We start from the raw sequence: 18,127 nt of genomic DNA, 5'->3' as shown, positions 1-18,127 counted from the left end.
TACTGGTAATGTTACAACTTTAGAGTCATGTTTGCAAATAGAAATAGTTCTGTACTTTTGTTTTACAACTTATTTATTTAATGGATTCATTAACCCAAATTGTATTAGGTGCTGCCTGCGGTGAGGCTGTTTTAGGTAAGAAAATTGGTAATAAAGCGTTACTTTTTGGAGCCATTGGAGGAACCATTCCAGATTTAGATGTTTTTGTAGGAAGTTGGCTTTACGGAAATGAAATTGATGCCATGTTGTTTCACCGGGGGTTCATGCATTCTATTTTGTTTTCTGTTTTTGCAGCTATTGGCTTTGGATGGCTTACCTTTAAATTTTATGATTCAGGAAGGCGAAAACATACTACAACCCTCAAAGACTGGAAAAATCTTTTTTTCTGGTCCTTATTTACGCATCCTATTTTAGACTGTTTTACCCCTTACGGAACCCAATTGTTTACCCCTTTTACTAATTACAGAGTAGCACTCAATAATATTGCCGTTGTAGACCCCATTTACACCTTGCCATTTCTTTTGTGTCTTATAGTTATGATGTTTTTTAGGAGAACTTCAAATAAAAGACGATTTGTTTTAAAATTGGGGATTGGTATCAGTTCTGCGTATTTGTTATTTACTTTTGGGAATAAATTATATATGGATTCGGTTTTTAAAAAATCATTAGAATTGAATAAAATCAATTTTAACAGAGGGTACACTCAACCTACAATTTTTAATAATATTTTGTGGTATGGTGTTGCAGAAACAGATTCTACATATTGGGTAGGTTATTATTCTTTATTAGATAAAGATAATCTCTTTTCAGATTTCAGAACACTTAAAAAAGAACGGGCCTTGTCTGCTGATAAGTATAGACGTGTTAAGGATTTAGCGTGGTTTAGTAATCAGTATTATAGCATTTATAAAGTAGCTGAAAATGAATATCAATACAATGATTTGCGTTACCCAGTTACTCAAGAAGAACACTCAACATCTTCAGTTTTTAGATTTTTATTATATGATGATGAGGGTGAACTCAATATGAAACCTTTTGAGAGAAATGAAGATAATATCTCAGAAGCCTTAAATGCACTTTGGACACGAATGAAAGGCAAGTAATTAAGCTATTTTGCTTAATTTTTTAGATTTTAAAATTCCTAAGGTTTCCATACATTGACGCATCATTTTATACGTTCGTTCAATATCAGCATCTAGTCCTATGGAAAATCTAATTAACCCCTCAGTCAATCCCATAGCTTTTTGTTCTTCGTGAGGTATTTCAGAAGATGTAGATGTTCCAGGGGCACTGAATAATGTTTTATAAAAACCTAAACTTACCGCTAAATACCCTAAATTTTTTTCTTGCATCATTTCCATAAGTTCGTTAGCATTATGCAAAGAACCAACGTCAATGGTTAGCATACCTCCATAACCATATTCTTTATTCATTTGGTCTTTGAACAATGTATGTGATGGGTGCGATTCTAAACCAGGATAAACAGTTTTAAGTCCATCTGCCTCAAATTTACGTGCAAGATATAAACCGTTTTTACTATGCTGCTGCATTCTAATATGAAGTGTTCTTAAATTTTTTAAAATGGAGGATGCTCTAAGGCTGTCCATAGTTACGCCTAATAACATAGCGGCACCATTGTTTACATTTCGTAGCTCATTTATTAACTCCTGAGTACCACAAACCACACCACCAACGGTATCACTAGAGCCATTTATGAATTTAGTTAAACTATGAATTACTATGTGAGCTCCAAGTTTTATAGGAGAAATGGAAAGTGGAGAAAATGTATTGTCTACAATTAGTTTTAATTCATGTTTTCTTGCAATTTCTGCAAGCTCTTTTATGTTTGCGATTTCTAAAAGTGGATTGCTAACAACTTCACAATAAATGGCTTTTGTGTTTTTAGTTATAGCTTTTTCAATAGTATCTAATTTGGTGATATCTACAAAGGAGGCTCTTATATTGAATTTTGGTGTAAAATTTTTGAGAAATGCGTAAGTGCCTCCATAAATAGTCCTGCTTGATATGATATGGTCTCCAGCGCTACATAATTGCAGTAAAACCGAAGTAATAGCGGCCATACCTGATGATGTTACAATAGCAGTTTCTGTGCCCTCCATAGCAGCCAAGGCTTCACCTAGATATAAATTAGACGGTGAGGAGTGGCGCGAGTATAAATAACAACCATCTGCATTTCCTTCAAAAGTATCGAACATGGTTTTTGCTGATAAGAAAGTGTAAGTTGAAGAATCTGAAATTGAAGGATTAACACCTCCAAACTCTCCAAAGTATTGTAAATCCTGAATATTGTTTGCGGGCTTGAAAGACATGATATTTTATTTTACGTGTAATTTCTAAAAAAATAGACTTAAAATCAACTAAAATTTATTATTATAGAATATAAAACTATATAAAGTAATTATTTTAGAATTAAAAATATATTTGACGTGAATTCTTAGTATATTTAGAAAAATTTTCAATTATGGTTTTTGATGCCACAGATAAAAAGTTGTTGGAGTATTTACAACAAGACAGTAAACAAACTAATAAAGAACTATCTAATAAATTAAATCTATCGGTTACTGCAGTTTATGAACGTATAAAAAAACTTGAAAAAGCTGGGTTTATTAAAGGGTATGTAGCTTTGGTTAACAAGCAAAAAATAGAAAAGAATTTCATTGTATTTTGCCATATAAAGTTGGTTCAGCATATTCAGGAGTATGTTGTAAGCTTTGAACGAGAAGTCACCAAATTAAATGAGGTGTTAGAGTGTTATCATTTAAGTGGTGATTATGACTACTTGCTAAAAGTTATAGTCTCAGATATGTCTGCATTTAGAGAGTTCATGGTAAAGAAGCTTACAGCTATTAGGCATATAGGCAGTACACATAGTATGTTTGTTATAAATGAAGTAAAACATACTACAGCTATTAACTTCTAAGATGAAAACAACCATTTACAAAGGCATAGAGTTTTTCTTAATTTTTGTGTTAGTACCACTTAGCTTTACTATTTCGTATTCCACATTAATCAAAATAATAATTGGCGTTTTGGGTTTTTCTTATATTGTTTATGTGCTTTTAAATGTTGAAAAGAAAAAAATTGAAATAGCAACAAATTTGAACTGGAAACGCTTTTGGAAAGAGACTTTTTTAAAGTTTGCTATTATAATTGTTTTCACAACCTTATTTGTTTGGATTACAGATACAGAATTACTTTTTAATGTACTTATCAATAAACCCAAATTGTGGATGGCCATTTTAATTATTTATAGTATTTTGTCTGTCTACCCACAAGAGCTTATATACCGCACTTTCTTTTTTCAGCGTTATCAAAGTTTGATTAAAAATGAAAAGTTCTTTCTAATTTTAAATGCTGTTGCCTTTTCACTGGGGCATATATTTTTTAATAATTTGCTGGTATTAGTACTCACTTTTTTAGGAGGGTTATTATTTGCCTCCACATTCAAAAGAACAAATTCAACTTTATTGGTTTCTATTGAACATGCTATTTATGGCTGTTGGCTGTTTACTGTTGGTATGGGTAATATGTTAGGGTTTCCTAGTTAAAAATATTTAGATTCCCTTTCTTACACTAATGAAATCTTTTTGTTATTTTTAAAGAAACTATTTATTAACCAACTACAATTTTTAATATGAAAAACTTAAGACCACTTTTTTTCGGAATTATTATAGGGGCTTTGGCTACTTATTTCTTTTGTCCAAGACAAGCTGCCGAAGAAGAGTCTGTGGCTGCTAAGGCTGAAGTTGTAAAACCAAAAGGAGTTATTACAGTAGCACAAGCAAAGGAATTGAACTATAACTGGACAAAATTTAGGAAACCAGCAATAGATTCTATAACACAAAGAATGGTTGGAAAAGACGATTATAGGTCTGCTTGGTGGTCTTTACAAGATGTTGAAGATTATATTGCCTATATAAAACAGGAAACCCAAAATGATGGTGAGATCTTTACAGGTTTACGTGTATATTTTGGTGTATATGGTGAACATATTTCTTCTAGTAATAAAGATTTATCTACCATGTTTATAGTACCAACAGGAGCCAAAAAAGTAGAGAAGGCGAGCATGATAAATATTAATCTCCAAGGAGGTAATAGAGATTTAACTAAGCCCCCCTTAAATGATGGTATAGGAGGAGGAGGATACCCTCAATAATTTATTGTGGAGGATTTTCTACATAAGAACTATGGTCTACTAATTAGCCTGTCTGAAGCAACGGCGGCTTTCACTGGTATTATATTATACAAAAAGTTTAAAACCACAAAAACCAAATATTTTATTTGGTTTTTGGTTTATTTGTTTGTTTGTGAATTCTTAGCAGGTTATAAAAATTACGTAAAAGATGGTTTTTTGAGTTTTTTACAAGACACTAAATTTGCTACCAATCATTGGTGGTCAACTAGTTTTTGGAAAGTAGGAGCCATAGTATTCTTTTCATTTTACTATTATAAAATTTTAAAAAGAGCTTCATTTAAGAAAATCGTTAAAACAACTGGCGTTTTATTTTTTTCATTCTGTATCATTTATATTGGATTACATTGGGATGAGTTTTTCATACGGTTCTTCCCAGTTATAAGTGTTTTAGGTGCTGTGGTTATTTTTTTATGTTCTGTATTATATTTTGTTGAAATACTCCAAAGCGATAGAATTTTAACTTTCTATAAATCAATCAACTTCTATATTAGTATTGCTATTTTTATTTGGTGGCTTATTATTACACCTTTAATATTTTATGATATGTACCATACCAGTTGGGATTGGAATTTCATATTTCTAAAATGGGAAATTTATTTATTAGCAAATATATTTATGTATCTAACTTATACCTTTGCTTTATTATGGTGCAGACCGGAGAACGATTAACTAGTACAGCGTCTGAACGCTATTTACTAATTTACATGATTGCTGTTTTGGTAATTATAACCTCTTTGTTTATTATTTTTTTTGTAATGTTTCTAAAACGAAAAAACAAGCTTATGCTAGATAAAATAAGACAGCAACAAGCCTTTGAAGAAGAAATAGTGCAAGCACAAACAGAAACACAGGAGCAAACTCTTAAAAACATTGGTTGGGAATTACACGATAACGTGGGGCAACTGCTTTCTTTTGCAAGTATGCAATTAAGTATTTTAAAAATGCAAGCTTCTGATGAAATTAAAGATAAGTTTAAGGATACTTCAGATGCCTTGCGCGAAAGTTTAAAAGAAGTTCGTGCCCTTTCAAAAACATTAAATAATGAGGTGGTCTTGAATATTGGTTTTGAAGAGTCGGTTTCCAATGAATTAGAGCGTTTAAAGAAAATGAAGTTTACGTCTGCCCAAAAATTCACCATAGGTGAAAAAAGGTCATTTAACAATAGAAAGCATGAAATCATCCTTTTTAGAATCATTCAAGAATTTCTATCTAATTCTGTGAAATATTCTGAAGCAGAAAACTTAAGCATCACATTGGATTATCGACCTAAAAGCTTGGTTATTACTGCCAAAGATGATGGGAAAGGATTTGATATAAACACCATTGAAAAAGGATCGGGTCTTTTAAACATGAAGAGCAGAGCGGCTTTAATTAATGCAGACTTAAAATTAAACTCAGAAGCAGGTAAAGGCGTGGAACTAATTATTAATTACCCGTTTACCCAAACCGCCTAATGTCACTTCGAGTGGTCACGCTAAGGCGTGATTGTATCGAGAAGCATTTTTAGCCGAAAATTCATTTGTTTTCGATACAATTTTTTTCAAAAATCACTCAAACTAACATAAGTTTTCTCATTTGAGATTGACCACTCAAGTCTACCCAAACCACTTAAATAATTTTTTTATAATGTTTAATTTTTTAAAACCATATGGGGCATATCTTGCTGGTGGGTCTATCCAAGTACCTCGTTTTACAATAGATTTCTCATGTGAAAAGGTATTAAAACCATGTTTACCATGGTAAGTGCCCATACCGCTAGACCCAACACCTCCAAAAGGTAATTTAGGGTTGCCAAAGTGAATTAATAAATCATTCACTGCACCACCTCCAAACTCAAATTTTTTAAGCGTATTTTCTACAAAAGAAATATTCTTAGAGAATATGTAAAACGCTAGTGGTTTTTCAGAATTCCATATGATGTTTTCAATATCTTTCTCTGTCTTGTAATGCAGAATAGGCAGTATAGGTCCAAAAATCTCGTCGGTCATTAATTGAGAGTCTAAATTTGGTGAATCTACTAGAGTAGGAGCTATGTACTTGTTTTCAATATCTATTTCGCCACCAAAGATAACATCAACGTTATTAAGAGCTTTAGCCAGTCTTTCCGTATTCTTTTTATCAATTATTCTTGGAAAATCTTTAGAACGCTTTGGGTTATTGCCATAAGCTCTAATGATTTCCTTTTTGAGCATTTCAATAAATACTTCTTTGATGTTTTTTTTAACAATAAGATAATCGGCTGCAATGCAGGTTTGTCCACCATTTAAGAATTTACCCCAAACAATGCGTCTAGCTGTTAATTTCAAATCTGTTGTGTCATCTACTATACATGGCGATTTTCCTCCAAGTTCTAATGTAATAGGAGTTAAATACTTAGCAGCTGCTTTGGCAACAATTGTTCCTACTTTAGCGCTCCCTGTAAAAAAGATATAATCCCATTTTTGAGCTAGCAATTGGGTAGATATATCTTTGTCTCCTTGACATACGGTTGCGACTTCTTTAGGAAATACATTAGCTATAATTTCAGCAATTAGACTAGAGGTTTTTTGGGTTAATTCACTAGGTTTTAAAACTACGGTATTACCTGATGCAACAGCCATAATCAAAGGCTCCATAGTTAGCAAAAAAGGATAATTCCAAGGACCAATAACCAATACATTTCCATACGGATTTTTATAAATATAATCTTTTGAAGGAAACGTGAGCAATGATGCTTTTACCCGTTTGGGTTTAGCCCATTTTTTAAGGTTTTTAATTACCAGATTTAATTCTGAAACAACCAGTCCAAATTCACTTATAAAACTCTCAAATTCAGATTTATTAAAGTCCTCTTTCAAGGCTTTATAAATAGCTTTTTCTTTTGAAAGTATTTCAGATTTCAAAGCTTTTAAGAGTTCTAATCTATAAGTAACATCCTTTGTTTTCTGGGTACTAAAAAAGGCTTTTTGTTTTGAAAGTATGTTATGAATATTGCTCAAAAAAAGTTTTTTATAAAGATATTTGTTTTACTTTAAACACGCATTCCAAACGGGGTCATTCGGCAACGGTGCCTTAATGTGTATCGTTTCTTTTGAAACAGGGTGAATAAACTCAATTTCTCTAGCGTGTAGATGAATACTACCGTCTTTATTACTTCTGTTAGCACCGTATTTTAAATCGCCCTTAATAATACAATCAATACTAGATAATTGCGAACGTATTTGATGATGTCTTCCGGTTTCCAAATTTATTTCCAATAATACATAATTGTCTAACACTTTACGAACTTTATAATGGAGAATGGCTTTTTTACTTCCTTCAACTTGTTTCTCATGAGCGTACGATTTGTTGTTCTTTGGATTCTTTTTGAGCCAATGAATTAAAGTACCCTCTGAGATATGAGGTTTATTATTTACAATAGCCCAATAAGTTTTTTGTGTTTTTTTTTCAGAAAAGAGCTTATTGAGTCTTGGTAATGCTTTACTGGTTCTTGCAAACACTACAATGCCTGTTGTTGGTCTATCTAAACGATGAACCGTTCCAAGAAATACATTGCCTGGTTTTGTGTATTTATCTTTAATGTATTCTTTAACAACATCGCTTAAGGGTTTGTCACCTGTTTTATCACCCTGAACAATATCACCTGCTCTTTTGTTAACAATAATAATGTGATTATCCTCATAAAGAACTTGAAGATTGGATTTATTGGATAATGTTTTAGACATTTAAGAAGTCTAGATTAATATTGTTCACTTTCGTTGGGAAAGTCTAAACTTTTCACATCAGATACATATTGTTCCATAGCCTTGGTCATGTCTTCATATAAATTAAGATATCTACGTAAAAAGCGTGGATGGAACTCATGGGTCATTCCTAGCATATCATGCAAAACTAAAACCTGACCATCAACATAAGGACCTGCGCCTATCCCAATAATAGGGATACTAACACTATCAGCAACTTGTTTAGCCAAGGCGGCGGGTATTTTTTCAAGAACAATAGCAAAACAACCTGTACGTTCCAACATTTTAGCATCTTTTAGAAGTTGTTCTGCCTCTTCTTCTTCTTTAGCTCTAACGGTATAGGTGCCAAATTTGTAAATAGATTGAGGTGTTAAACCTAAATGCCCCATTACAGGAATACCAGCATTTAAAATACGCTTAATAGATTCTTTAACTTCTTTTCCTCCTTCAAGCTTTACTGAATGCGCTCCACTTTCTTTCATAATTCTTATAGCAGAACGAAGTGCTTCCTTGGGGTCACTCTGGTAACTACCAAAAGGTAAATCAACCACCACCAAAGCTCTATCAATAGCTCTAATGACAGATGAAGCATGATAAATCATTTGGTCTAACGTAATAGGTAAGGTTGTTTCATGCCCCGCCATCACATTACTGGCAGAATCACCAACTAAAATCACATCCACTCCAGCACCATCAACAATTTTTGCCATGGTATAATCATAGGCAGTAAGCATAGAAATTTTCTCACCAGAAGCCTTCATATCCACCAATGATTTAACTGTGACGCGCTTGTATTCTTTTTTAGCTGTAGACATACCTTATTTTGTTTAGTAATAGCATGTAAAAGTAATAAATTAAACTGTTAAACTTTTGTTTATAGCTTTCGCTTTTTACAAGGTAACAAGTATTTTAGTTCAAAACGTCATATCATGCAAAGAATTATTTTCTATGTAATTGTATTAATTACATCATCTATTTTTGCGCAAAGCGATGAAGAAATACAAGCTAAAGCAGTTGTTGATACTTTTTTTGAGGGGTTTCACAAAGGAGATACTACTTTAATGAAATCAATAATGAGCGATAAAATCATTATGCAAACTGCTTATAGAAATAAGGAAGGTAAAGACATTTTGGTTAACGATTCGCCAAAGGACGTATTAAAAGCTATAGCCACTAGAACTGCTGATCAAAAATGGGATGAGCGCTTATTAAGTTATAATATTCAAATTGATGGTAATATGGCCAATGTTTGGACGCCTTATGAGTTTTGGTATAATGATGAATTTCATCATTGTGGTGTGAACTCGTTTCAACTCTTTAAAAATGGTGATAAATGGAAGATTATTTACATTATTGATACTAGGAGGCGGAATAGTTGTAATAGAAATTAGCTTATAGATGTGTCTTTATCCATTCTATCCATCTTTTGTAAACATCCTTTGTGTGCACGGGGTCTTGTGGAAAATGTCCAGATATGGGATATGCTATAAATTTCGTTTCGATTCCGTTATCTTTTAAGTTATGGAATAATTTGTAGGATTGAGAGACCGAAACACGCGGATCAAGTGTATTGGACATAATTAATGTTGGCGTTTTAATTTGATGCGCATAAGTAATTGGAGACTGTCTCCTATATTTTTCTGCATTGTTATTTAGCCATGGCGAACCTCCCAACCCCAAACCAGCCCATTTATTCAAGTCGGCCATATTATACCAATCAAACCAATCTGTAACTGCTGCCCCAGCCACAGCCACTTTCCAATCTTGATAATGCGAAGTCAACCAAACCGTCATAAAACCACCGTATGACCAACCTGAAACGGCTATTTTGTCTTCATCAATAAATCCCATTTTTTTAATTGAATCTATTCCAACCATAACATCTCTTCCGGGGCCTTCACCAGCATCATTAATAACGGCGCTTTGGTAAGCGTTACCTAAATTATTACTACCTCTATAATTAGGTTCAAAAACAACCCAACCTTGGGCGGCTAATGCCTGAGCGAAAAAATTGAAGCTTTGGGATGAGAAACCCATTGGCCCTCCATGAATGTATAAAACTAATGGGTGTTTTTTATTTAATGAGAATCCTGGTGGATACGTAATAATACCGTTTGCATTAAAACCATCTTCAGTTTTCCAATCTATTGAATCTGCTTTACCAAGATTTAATTGCGAAAAGGATTCATTAAAGGAAGTAATTCTTTCAGGAGTACTCTTAGAGTTTTTCATGAAATATAATTCGGAAGCCTTTTGCGAAGTACTACCAATAAATACAATTTCACCAGATGTTCCAACATCTAGATGATTTAATAAAGGTTTGACAGTCCGACCAATTGATGGAGTAATATTTTTTGTGTCCAATTTTTCGAATACACCATTTAGAGAACCTCGCCATAGGCTAACACTTGTTCCGTCTGGGGCACCAGTAATAAAATCATTATTAGGAAACCAAATATGGTCAATTATGTTTCGGTCGATATTTTGTGAAATAAACTTAATATTTTTACCTTTCCTATTTACAAGGAATAAACCATATGCATTAAAACCAGGTTTGCCTCCAATAGCTTTACTATATAGTACCATTCCATCTTTTGTAAAGGAAGGCTCTGCTGGAGCACCAGGACCATTATCTAGTATGGTGATGGCCTTAGTCTCTATGTTAATAACTTGTAATGTACTATTTAAAAATTCTGCAGAATGAGGTCTGGGCTGTTGTACAAAAACGATTTCCTTACTGTCTGGAGACCATTCAAAATTTCCCAACAAACTACTGAATCCTGATTCTCCTGTGGTTAATTGATATCCATTATCCGCGTTGGCAGAACATATCCAAATATGTGATGGTCGTGCCACTTCTTCAGCTAAATACCAATCGAATCCTACTTCAAATGACTTGTTGTATGGGTTTATGTTTTTATTCTGTTTATAATCTTTTTGAAGATAGGCAAATAATTGTCCGTTCGGACTCCATTTATACATCATTACACCTTCATTACTGAATGTAACTTGTTGTGCTTCGCCACCATTTACCGCTAATTTGAAGATTTGCTTTTTATTGTTTTCTCCTTTGGCTAAAAAGGAAATATAATCTCCTTTTGGAGACCATTCTGGTTGGCTAACTAAAGGCCTGTTGTAGGTGAGTGAAGTGGCATCTTTTTCATTAATATCAATCAACCATAAAGTGTTGTAGTACTTATTTTCATCTATATTTACTTTTCTGCTAATTATCAAAATTTTTGACCCATCAGGACTGATTTTTGGACTACTCAAATTAACTAAATCGTCATAATTGTCTATTGCAATGTTAGGTGACTGTGCGTAAACAATATTGAATTTAGGCAGGGCAAAAAATAGTATAACACAAAAAATTATTGTGTTAAAAATTTTTAGGTTTTTCATTCGCTATGATTTTATATTGAATTATTGTAATTACCTTAATAACAGATACGTCAGCTTAAAACTAGGTCTAATGCCAACTAAGTTATGAGAAATTTTACACAAAATCAATTATTTAGGTAAGTATAGTTCGAGAAAGTTTTGGAAGAGAATTGTATTGAGAACTGTTTTATGGATTCCTTCCTATCAGGAATGACAAAATTTTCAACAATCCGTTAAATGCACTCCAACGGCCAAACCTCCCTTACTAGTTTCTTTGTATTTGGTATTCATATCTATTGCTGTTTCCCACATGGTGTTCACTACCTTGTCTAATGGCACTTTAACATGTTTGGGATCAGTATCTAAAGCTAATTCAGCGGCATTAATAGCCTTTATGGCACCCATAGCGTTGCGCTCAATACAAGGTATTTGTACCAGTCCACCAATAGGGTCACAAGTCAACCCTAAATGATGTTCCATGGCAATTTCGGCAGCTACTAAAACCTGCTCAGGAGTTCCTCCTAAAAGTTCACAAAGTCCTGCAGCAGCCATGGCGGAAGACACACCAATTTCTGCCTGACAACCACCCATAGCAGCACTAATAGTTGCTCCCTTTTTAAAGATACTGCCTATTTCTCCAGCCACTAGCAGGAATTTTTTAATATCTTCAAAATTGCCATCATGATTTTCAATCACAAGGTAATACATTAAAACCGCAGGAATTACACCTGCACTACCATTGGTTGGAGCAGTAACAACACGACCTAAAGACGCATTTACCTCATTAACAGCCAATGCAAAACAGCTGACCCATTTTATGATTTGTCTAAATTTAACTTCAGTATCTCGAATCGCATAAATCCATTCTACAGGGTTGGAATACGGTTTCGTTCCTTTTAACTTCTGGTATATATCAAAAGCACGTCGCCTTACGTTTAGCCCACCTGGGAGGGTACCCTCGGTATGACAACCAGTATGCATGCTTTCTAGCATGATATTCCAAATACGATTGAGCTCTGAATCTATTTCTGTTTCTTGACGAATAGATTTTTCATTTTCTAAAACAACTTCAGAAACGGATTTATTTAGGGATTTGCAGTATTCTAAAAGTTCAAAGCCTTTTTCAATAGGAAATGGGAATGAACACTTAATTTCAAAATTCTTTTTGGCATTTTTGCGTTCTTTTTTTACAACAAATCCACCACCAATGGAATAAAAAGTAGAAGTTATTGATTTAGTATTGGTAAGAGCCTTGAAAGTTAGTCCGTTGGCATGAAATGGTAAAAAGGTTTTGTTAAAAGTGATATCCTTTTCAAAATTAAAATCAATAAATTTTTCTGAGTTAAAATTTAATAATTGTGTTGATTTTACACTATCAATATTTTTAGAAATATCATTTACTATTATGGTTTCAGGATCTTTGCCTAATAGTCCTAAAACAACCCCATAATCAGTCGCATGTCCTTTTCCAGTTAAAGACAAAGAACCATAAAGGTCAATGGTCACTTTTTTAACCTCATCAAAATTATTAGAATCTTTTAGTTCTTTTATAAAACGTTGTGCAGCTCGCCATGGTCCTAGTGTGTGTGAACTTGATGGTCCAATACCAATTTTCAGCATATCGAAAACAGAAATACACTCCATAAACTTCTAATTATTTCGCTTAAACAAATATAGATGTTTAAGTGAAAGAATGCGTTAGGGATTGTAGCAGATTATCATGTAACACTAAAAGCCCGACCTATTTGGTATAGAAAGTGACAGTAGAAATACAGGTAAAAGCTTTGTAAATAAACAAATTGGGTAACTCTAAAATAAAAATATGACACTGTGTCAGCATTTTTGTATTGGCATAATGATTGACATTTACAAAACGAGTTTAAAAGATTATTCAACACAATAAAGTAAAATATATTATGAGTAAGATTATTGGAATAGATTTAGGAACAACCAACTCTTGCGTTTCGGTAATGGAGGGAAATGACCCTGTTGTAATCCCTAATGCAGAAGGAAAGCGTACTACACCATCTGTAATAGCATTTGTTGAAGGTGGAGAGATAAAGGTTGGTGATCCTGCAAAAAGACAAGCGGTAACAAACCCTACAAAAACAGTTTATTCTATTAAACGTTTTATGGGTAATAAATATTCTGAGTCTAAAAATGAAGCAGAACGTGTACCGTATAAAGTAGTTAAAGGAGATAATGATACTCCTAGAGTTGATATTGAAGGCAGATTATATACCCCACAAGAATTAAGTGCGATGATTCTTCAAAAAATGAAGAAAACTGCTGAAGATTACTTAGGGCAAGACGTAAGTAGAGCGGTAATTACAGTACCTGCTTACTTTAACGATTCTCAACGTCAGGCCACTAAAGAAGCTGGTGAGATTGCTGGTTTAAAAGTAGAGCGTATTATTAACGAGCCTACTGCAGCAGCATTAGCTTATGGTTTAGATAAAAAAGGACAAGACCAAAAAATTGTTGTTTTTGATTTTGGTGGTGGTACGCATGATGTTTCTATATTAGAATTAGGTGATGGTGTATTTGAAGTATTATCTACAGATGGTGATACACACTTAGGTGGTGATGATGTAGATGAGAAAATTATTAACTGGTTGGCAGATGAATTTAAAGCTGAAGAAAGCATGGACTTAAGACAAGACCCTATGTCTCTTCAACGTTTAAAAGAAGCTGCAGAAAAAGCTAAAATCGAGTTATCATCATCTTCTCAAACGGAGATTAATTTACCATATATTACTGCTACGGCTAGTGGTCCAAAGCATTTAGTACGTACATTAACACGCTCTAAATTCGAACAGTTAATTGACGATTTAGTAAAACGTACTATAGAGCCATGTGCTTCTGCTTTAAAAGCAGCTGGTTTAAGCAAAAGTGATATAGATGAAATTATATTAGTAGGTGGTTCTACACGTATTCCTGCAGTACAGGAAGCTGTTGAGAAATTCTTTGGAAAAGCACCAAGTAAAGGTGTAAACCCTGATGAGGTTGTTTCTTTAGGAGCTGGTATTCAAGGTGGTGTATTAACTGGAGATGTAAAAGATGTATTATTGCTTGATGTAACGCCTCTATCTTTAGGAATTGAAACTATGGGTAACGTATTTACAAAGTTAATTGAAGCAAATACTACTATTCCTACCAAGAAATCTCAAGTGTTCTCTACGGCTGCTGATAATCAGCCTTCAGTAGAAATCCACGTGTTACAGGGTGAAAGACCAATGGCTGCTGATAATAAAACCATTGGACGTTTCCACTTAGATGGTATTCCACCAGCAAGACGTGGTACACCTCAAATTGAAGTAACATTCGATATTGATGCCAATGGTATTATTAAGGTGTCTGCTGAAGATAAAGCGACTGGTAAAAAACAAGATATTAGAATTGAAGCCTCTTCTGGATTAACTGAAGAAGAAATCCAAAAGATGAAAGCTGATGCTGAAGCAAATGCAGAGGCCGATGCTAAAGCTGCAGAAACTGCCAAAAAATTAAATGAAGCAGATTCAATGATTTTCCAAACCGAAAAGCAATTAGAGGAGTTTGGTGATAAATTATCTGATGATAAAAAACAACCTATCCAAGAGGCTTTAGAAGAATTGAAAAAAGCTTACGAAACTAAGGATATCGCTGTTATAGATCCAGCTTTAGAGAAAATAAACGAAGCTTGGAAAGTAGCTTCTGAAGAAATGTACAAAGCACAAGCCGAAGCACAACAAGCGGGTGGTGCTCAACCAGAACCTGATGCTGGAGCAAGTGCAGATACAGGAGAAGGTAGCGACGTTGAAGACGTAGATTTCGAAGAAGTTAAGTAGGCATTTTAACTCATAAATAAATAAAACGCAACTAACTAAAGTTGCGTTTTTTTATGCCCTATAAAACTAATACTTTTGAAAAGTTATTAAATTACATGTTGTTCTCATCACAAGTTAAATCAAGATTAAAGCCAAAGAATTTAGCAATTAAGCTAAGTACAAAAGGCGAACAATCTATTTTTAAAAAGCATCCATGGGTATTTTCAAATAGTATTACTAAGATAAATAGTGATGCTAAAACAGGCGATTTAGCCATTGTTTTTGGAAAGCACAAAAATAAGGTTATAGGACTAGGGTTGTATGATGCTAAATCTCCTATTCGCATAAAAATGATTCATTTCACTTCTGCTAAAATTAATGAATCGTTCTTTTCTAAAAAGATTGAGAAAGCTTTTGAAAAGCGTGCAAAACTCCTTAATACTAATACAAATAGTTACAGACTAATTTTTGGTGAAAATGATGGTTTTCCTGGGCTTATAGCAGACATTTACAATACTGTTTTGGTGGTAAAGCTCTATTCTGAAATTTGGTTACCTTATTTAGAAACCATACTTCAAAATTTACAAAAAGTTTCTAAAGCAGAAACCATTGTCATTAGGTTAAGTAGAAACCTTCAACAATCTGAAAGCCATAATTTAAAAGATGGGGATATTGTTTATGGTACTTTACAAAGCGAAGTAGTAGCCTTTGTTGAACATGACGTAAAGTTTTCGGCTAATGTTATTAAAGGACATAAAACAGGTTACTTTTTAGATCATAGAGCCAACAGAAAACAGGTTGGAGGGTTTAGTAAAAACAAAACGGTTTTAGATGTGTTCTCTTATGCAGGAGGGTTTTCTGTACATGCTCTCTATAATGGCGCTACTGAAGTAACTAGTTTAGATATTAGTAAACAAGCTCTTGAAGTTGCTATTGAAAACGGAAAACGTAACCCATATTCTGGTATACATAAAACTATAGCTGGAGATGCATTCGAAGAATTGAAAAAGCTTATAAGTAAAAGAAAAACTTTTGATGTAGTGGTTATAGACCCACCCAGCTTTGCAAAACAACAATCTGAAATTGATTTGGCAAAAAAGAAATATGCACAATTGGCCGAATTAGGAGAGAAGCTAACCTCTAAAAACGGACTTTTAGTCCTAGCGTCCTGTTCGTCGAGAGTGTTAGCTCAATCGTTTTTTCATATTAACACCCAGAGCCTCCAGAAGCAAAAAAGGGTGTTCAAAAATATTATGAATACCCATCATGATATAGATCACCCAGTAACATTCCCAGAGGGTGCTTATTTAAAATGTGGTTATTATCGCTTTATAGATTAAATAAAATCACCTTTTTCATTTGTTTTAATGGTAAGTATTTGGTCCTCATTTTTAATCTTAACCTTGTACTCCTTCTTTAAGTTATTGGTATTACAGTGGTATTTTATAAGATAAATATCTTCAATAATACCCCAATTAGGAAAACGGTTAGATATAGCTTGCATAACTTCTAATGGCAATCTAACATTATTATATTTTTCTAAGGTTCTAATAATTTTGCCCTTTTTGTTAATGGCGGCTATAATTTTGCCTTCTGGTAAATTAAAGGATACGATATACGTATCTTTTTTATTATCATAAAGCTCAGATATTGCATTATTATTGTAATTTATAACAGCTTCTTCTAACTTTTTAACACGTTGTGGAACGTTTTCAGAATCTATGGCATTTAGATAGCTTGAGTTTAAGGAAATTACTGTATCTGGTAATTCAATAGTTTGTGCGTTGACTTGTAACGAAAGTATTGTTATTAAGGACGCTAAAAGTATTCTTTTCATGATAGAATGATTTTAAATTAATTGCGTCAAAAATAATTATGCATGCATAATAAAAAAATGATAAATATCATGAAACCAAATAGTTATGACTGTATTAAATGTTGTTCTCTGTAACTATCTGATTTTTAGTTGTTATGCGTGCATAATATTTTTATCTTTGTTTAAATCTTTATTACATGTCGATAAAACTAACCGAATTATTAAAAATTAACCATCCCATTATTCAGGCACCTATGTTTTTAGTTTCTAATGTAGATATGGTTACTGAAGCTATGAAAAGTGGTATAGCAGGTTGTATTCCTGCACTTAATTACAGGACTCCTAACGAATTACGACTAGCAGCAAAAGCTCTTAAAGAAGCTAAAGTTCAAGGAGGTTCATTTGGATTTAATTTAATCGTTAACAAATCCAATGTTAAGTATAAAAGTCAATTAGAAATTATTTGTGAAGAAGGATGTGATTTTATCATAACATCGTTAGGAAGTCCAGAAGAAACTATAAAACAAGCTCATAAAGTTGGTATAAAAGTGTTTTGTGATGTAGTAGATTTAAAATTTGCTAAAAAGGTTGAAAGTTTAGGAGCAGATGCTATTATAGCTGTTAATAATCAAGCTGGTGGGCACAGAGGAAATATATCACCAAAGGACTTAATTACTGAATTAGTTGAAAATTGTAATATTCCTATAATTTCTGCGGGTGGAGTAGGTTGTAAGGCAGATGTTGATAAAATACTTAGTTATGGAGCCTCGGGAGTCTCTGTAGGCAGTCCGTTTATTGCGTCCGTTGAAGCTCATGTAACAGATGAATATAAACAGGCCTGTGTTGATTATGGATCCGAAGATATTGTAATGACCGAAAGGATATCAGGAACACCCTGTACGGTTATCAATACGCCTTATGTGAAAAAAATAGGCACGAAAGCTACATGGATTGAAAACATGCTCAATAAAAATCGTAAGTTAAAAAAATGGGTTAAAATGATTCGCTTTTCTATCGGTATGAACGCTACCAAAAAAGCAGCTACAAAAGCTACATATAAAACGGTATGGGTTGCAGGTCCTAGTATAGAATATACCAAAGCTATTTTGCCAACTAAAGATATTGTAAAACGGTTTGTAGATTAGTTTAGATTTTTTTAATTAAAAACGCTTTTTAGCGTATTTTT

General features: G+C 33.3%; 17 protein-coding genes. 10 read left to right on the top strand and 7 right to left on the bottom strand.

Translation table 11 applies throughout. The annotated features are described in order from the left end of the window. Positions 1–80 precede the first annotated feature (80 nt). Entirely contained in the window at positions 81–1,103 is a 1,023-nt protein-coding gene (locus E1J38_RS09485; protein ID WP_133356574.1) for a metal-dependent hydrolase, read from the top strand. Here the strand turns inward: E1J38_RS09485 and E1J38_RS09480 are convergent, their stop codons facing one another. Continuing rightward, positions 1,104–2,330, bottom strand: coding sequence for an aminotransferase class I/II-fold pyridoxal phosphate-dependent enzyme (locus tag E1J38_RS09480; protein ID WP_133356575.1), 1,227 nt, complete (start codon positions 2,328–2,330; stop codon positions 1,104–1,106). Between the two features lie 152 nt (positions 2,331–2,482). On the opposite strand from E1J38_RS09480, the gene E1J38_RS09475 reads away from it, so the two are divergent. The 5 genes from E1J38_RS09475 (at position 2,483) to E1J38_RS09455 (ending at position 5,670) form a co-directional block, all read left to right on the top strand. Continuing rightward, on the top strand, positions 2,483–2,941 hold the full coding sequence (locus tag E1J38_RS09475) for an Lrp/AsnC family transcriptional regulator (RefSeq protein WP_133356576.1): 459 nt from the start codon (positions 2,483–2,485) through the stop codon (positions 2,939–2,941). A 1-nt stretch (position 2,942) separates the two neighbouring features. Next, positions 2,943–3,569 carry a CPBP family glutamic-type intramembrane protease gene (locus E1J38_RS09470; RefSeq protein ID WP_133356577.1) on the top strand — a complete coding sequence of 209 codons (627 nt, stop codon included), beginning with the start codon at positions 2,943–2,945 and terminating at the stop codon, positions 3,567–3,569. 86 nt (positions 3,570–3,655) lie between these two features. Continuing rightward, complete coding sequence (locus tag E1J38_RS09465; RefSeq protein WP_133356578.1) at positions 3,656–4,177, top strand: hypothetical protein; 522 nt, start codon at positions 3,656–3,658, stop codon at positions 4,175–4,177. 6 nt (positions 4,178–4,183) lie between these two features. Next, positions 4,184–4,885, top strand: coding sequence for a hypothetical protein (locus tag E1J38_RS09460; RefSeq protein ID WP_133356579.1), 702 nt, complete (start codon positions 4,184–4,186; stop codon positions 4,883–4,885). Between the two features lie 113 nt (positions 4,886–4,998). Next, a complete protein-coding gene (locus E1J38_RS09455; protein WP_255449850.1) occupies positions 4,999–5,670 on the top strand; it encodes a sensor histidine kinase in 672 nt (223 codons plus the stop codon). Between the two features lie 141 nt (positions 5,671–5,811). Here the strand turns inward: E1J38_RS09455 and E1J38_RS09450 are convergent, their stop codons facing one another. The 3 genes from E1J38_RS09450 to panB are packed head-to-tail and all read right to left on the bottom strand — an operon-like array spanning position 5,812 to position 8,753. Further along, positions 5,812–7,194 carry an aldehyde dehydrogenase gene (locus tag E1J38_RS09450; protein ID WP_133356581.1) on the bottom strand — a complete coding sequence of 461 codons (1,383 nt, stop codon included), beginning with the start codon at positions 7,192–7,194 and terminating at the stop codon, positions 5,812–5,814. A gap of 27 nt (positions 7,195–7,221) precedes the next feature. Then, positions 7,222–7,920 carry an RluA family pseudouridine synthase gene (locus E1J38_RS09445; RefSeq protein ID WP_133356582.1) on the bottom strand — a complete coding sequence of 233 codons (699 nt, stop codon included), beginning with the start codon at positions 7,918–7,920 and terminating at the stop codon, positions 7,222–7,224. 14 nt (positions 7,921–7,934) lie between these two features. Further along, entirely contained in the window at positions 7,935–8,753 is an 819-nt protein-coding gene (panB, locus tag E1J38_RS09440) for a 3-methyl-2-oxobutanoate hydroxymethyltransferase (RefSeq protein ID WP_133356583.1), read from the bottom strand. 114 nt (positions 8,754–8,867) lie between these two features. Here panB and E1J38_RS09435 point away from each other — a divergent pair, with 114 nt between their 5' ends. Then, positions 8,868–9,329: a nuclear transport factor 2 family protein gene (locus E1J38_RS09435; protein WP_133356584.1), complete on the top strand. Its 462-nt coding sequence runs from the start codon at positions 8,868–8,870 to the stop codon at positions 9,327–9,329. 1 nt (position 9,330) lies between these two features. On the opposite strand, the gene E1J38_RS09430 is transcribed toward E1J38_RS09435, so the two are convergent. Together E1J38_RS09430 and E1J38_RS09425 are read right to left on the bottom strand one after the other, a co-directional pair. Then, a complete protein-coding gene (locus E1J38_RS09430) occupies positions 9,331–11,340 on the bottom strand; it encodes a S9 family peptidase (protein WP_133356585.1) in 2,010 nt (669 codons plus the stop codon). Positions 11,341–11,541: 201 nt separating this feature from the next. Next, entirely contained in the window at positions 11,542–12,963 is a 1,422-nt protein-coding gene (locus tag E1J38_RS09425; protein WP_133356586.1) for an L-serine ammonia-lyase, read from the bottom strand. Positions 12,964–13,235: 272 nt separating this feature from the next. On the opposite strand from E1J38_RS09425, the gene dnaK reads away from it, so the two are divergent. Beyond that, complete coding sequence (gene dnaK / locus E1J38_RS09420) at positions 13,236–15,146, top strand: molecular chaperone DnaK (RefSeq protein ID WP_133356587.1); 1,911 nt, start codon at positions 13,236–13,238, stop codon at positions 15,144–15,146. A gap of 95 nt (positions 15,147–15,241) precedes the next feature. Continuing rightward, positions 15,242–16,465: a class I SAM-dependent rRNA methyltransferase gene (locus E1J38_RS09415; RefSeq protein ID WP_133356779.1), complete on the top strand. Its 1,224-nt coding sequence runs from the start codon at positions 15,242–15,244 to the stop codon at positions 16,463–16,465. On the opposite strand, the gene E1J38_RS09410 is transcribed toward E1J38_RS09415, so the two are convergent. Next, positions 16,462–16,962: a nicotinate-nucleotide adenylyltransferase gene (locus E1J38_RS09410; protein ID WP_133356588.1), complete on the bottom strand. Its 501-nt coding sequence runs from the start codon at positions 16,960–16,962 to the stop codon at positions 16,462–16,464. The genes E1J38_RS09415 and E1J38_RS09410 overlap by 4 nt on opposite strands. 176 nt (positions 16,963–17,138) lie before the next feature. On the opposite strand from E1J38_RS09410, the gene E1J38_RS09405 reads away from it, so the two are divergent. Further along, entirely contained in the window at positions 17,139–18,086 is a 948-nt protein-coding gene (locus E1J38_RS09405) for an NAD(P)H-dependent flavin oxidoreductase (protein WP_133356589.1), read from the top strand. The last annotated feature ends 41 nt before the right edge of the window (positions 18,087–18,127 follow it).

Source organism: Seonamhaeicola sediminis, from assembly GCF_004358095.2.
In the GTDB taxonomy this organism is placed as follows: Bacteria; Bacteroidota; Bacteroidia; order Flavobacteriales; family Flavobacteriaceae; genus Seonamhaeicola; species Seonamhaeicola sediminis.
The sequence above is the reverse complement of the archived record's forward strand: the minus strand, read 5'-3'. Positions and strand labels throughout refer to the sequence as shown.

What these genes read in the sequence shown, in the direction of transcription:
- E1J38_RS09485 (WP_133356574.1), top strand. Translation starts at nt 81, where the DNA reads ATGGATTCATTAACCCAAATTGTATTAGGTGCTGCCTGCGGTGAGGCT.
- E1J38_RS09480 (WP_133356575.1), bottom strand. Translation starts at nt 2,330, where the DNA reads ATGTCTTTCAAGCCCGCAAACAATATTCAGGATTTACAATACTTTGGA.
- E1J38_RS09475 (WP_133356576.1), top strand. Translation starts at nt 2,483, where the DNA reads ATGGTTTTTGATGCCACAGATAAAAAGTTGTTGGAGTATTTACAACAA.
- E1J38_RS09470 (WP_133356577.1), top strand. Translation starts at nt 2,943, where the DNA reads ATGAAAACAACCATTTACAAAGGCATAGAGTTTTTCTTAATTTTTGTG.
- E1J38_RS09465 (WP_133356578.1), top strand. Translation starts at nt 3,656, where the DNA reads ATGAAAAACTTAAGACCACTTTTTTTCGGAATTATTATAGGGGCTTTG.
- E1J38_RS09455 (WP_255449850.1), top strand. Translation starts at nt 4,999, where the DNA reads ATGCTAGATAAAATAAGACAGCAACAAGCCTTTGAAGAAGAAATAGTG.
- E1J38_RS09445 (WP_133356582.1), bottom strand. Translation starts at nt 7,920, where the DNA reads ATGTCTAAAACATTATCCAATAAATCCAATCTTCAAGTTCTTTATGAG.
- panB (WP_133356583.1), bottom strand. Translation starts at nt 8,753, where the DNA reads ATGTCTACAGCTAAAAAAGAATACAAGCGCGTCACAGTTAAATCATTG.
- E1J38_RS09435 (WP_133356584.1), top strand. Translation starts at nt 8,868, where the DNA reads ATGCAAAGAATTATTTTCTATGTAATTGTATTAATTACATCATCTATT.
- E1J38_RS09430 (WP_133356585.1), bottom strand. Translation starts at nt 11,340, where the DNA reads ATGAAAAACCTAAAAATTTTTAACACAATAATTTTTTGTGTTATACTA.
- E1J38_RS09425 (WP_133356586.1), bottom strand. Translation starts at nt 12,963, where the DNA reads ATGGAGTGTATTTCTGTTTTCGATATGCTGAAAATTGGTATTGGACCA.
- dnaK (WP_133356587.1), top strand. Translation starts at nt 13,236, where the DNA reads ATGAGTAAGATTATTGGAATAGATTTAGGAACAACCAACTCTTGCGTT.
- E1J38_RS09415 (WP_133356779.1), top strand. Translation starts at nt 15,242, where the DNA reads ATGTTGTTCTCATCACAAGTTAAATCAAGATTAAAGCCAAAGAATTTA.
- E1J38_RS09410 (WP_133356588.1), bottom strand. Translation starts at nt 16,962, where the DNA reads ATGAAAAGAATACTTTTAGCGTCCTTAATAACAATACTTTCGTTACAA.
- E1J38_RS09405 (WP_133356589.1), top strand. Translation starts at nt 17,139, where the DNA reads ATGTCGATAAAACTAACCGAATTATTAAAAATTAACCATCCCATTATT.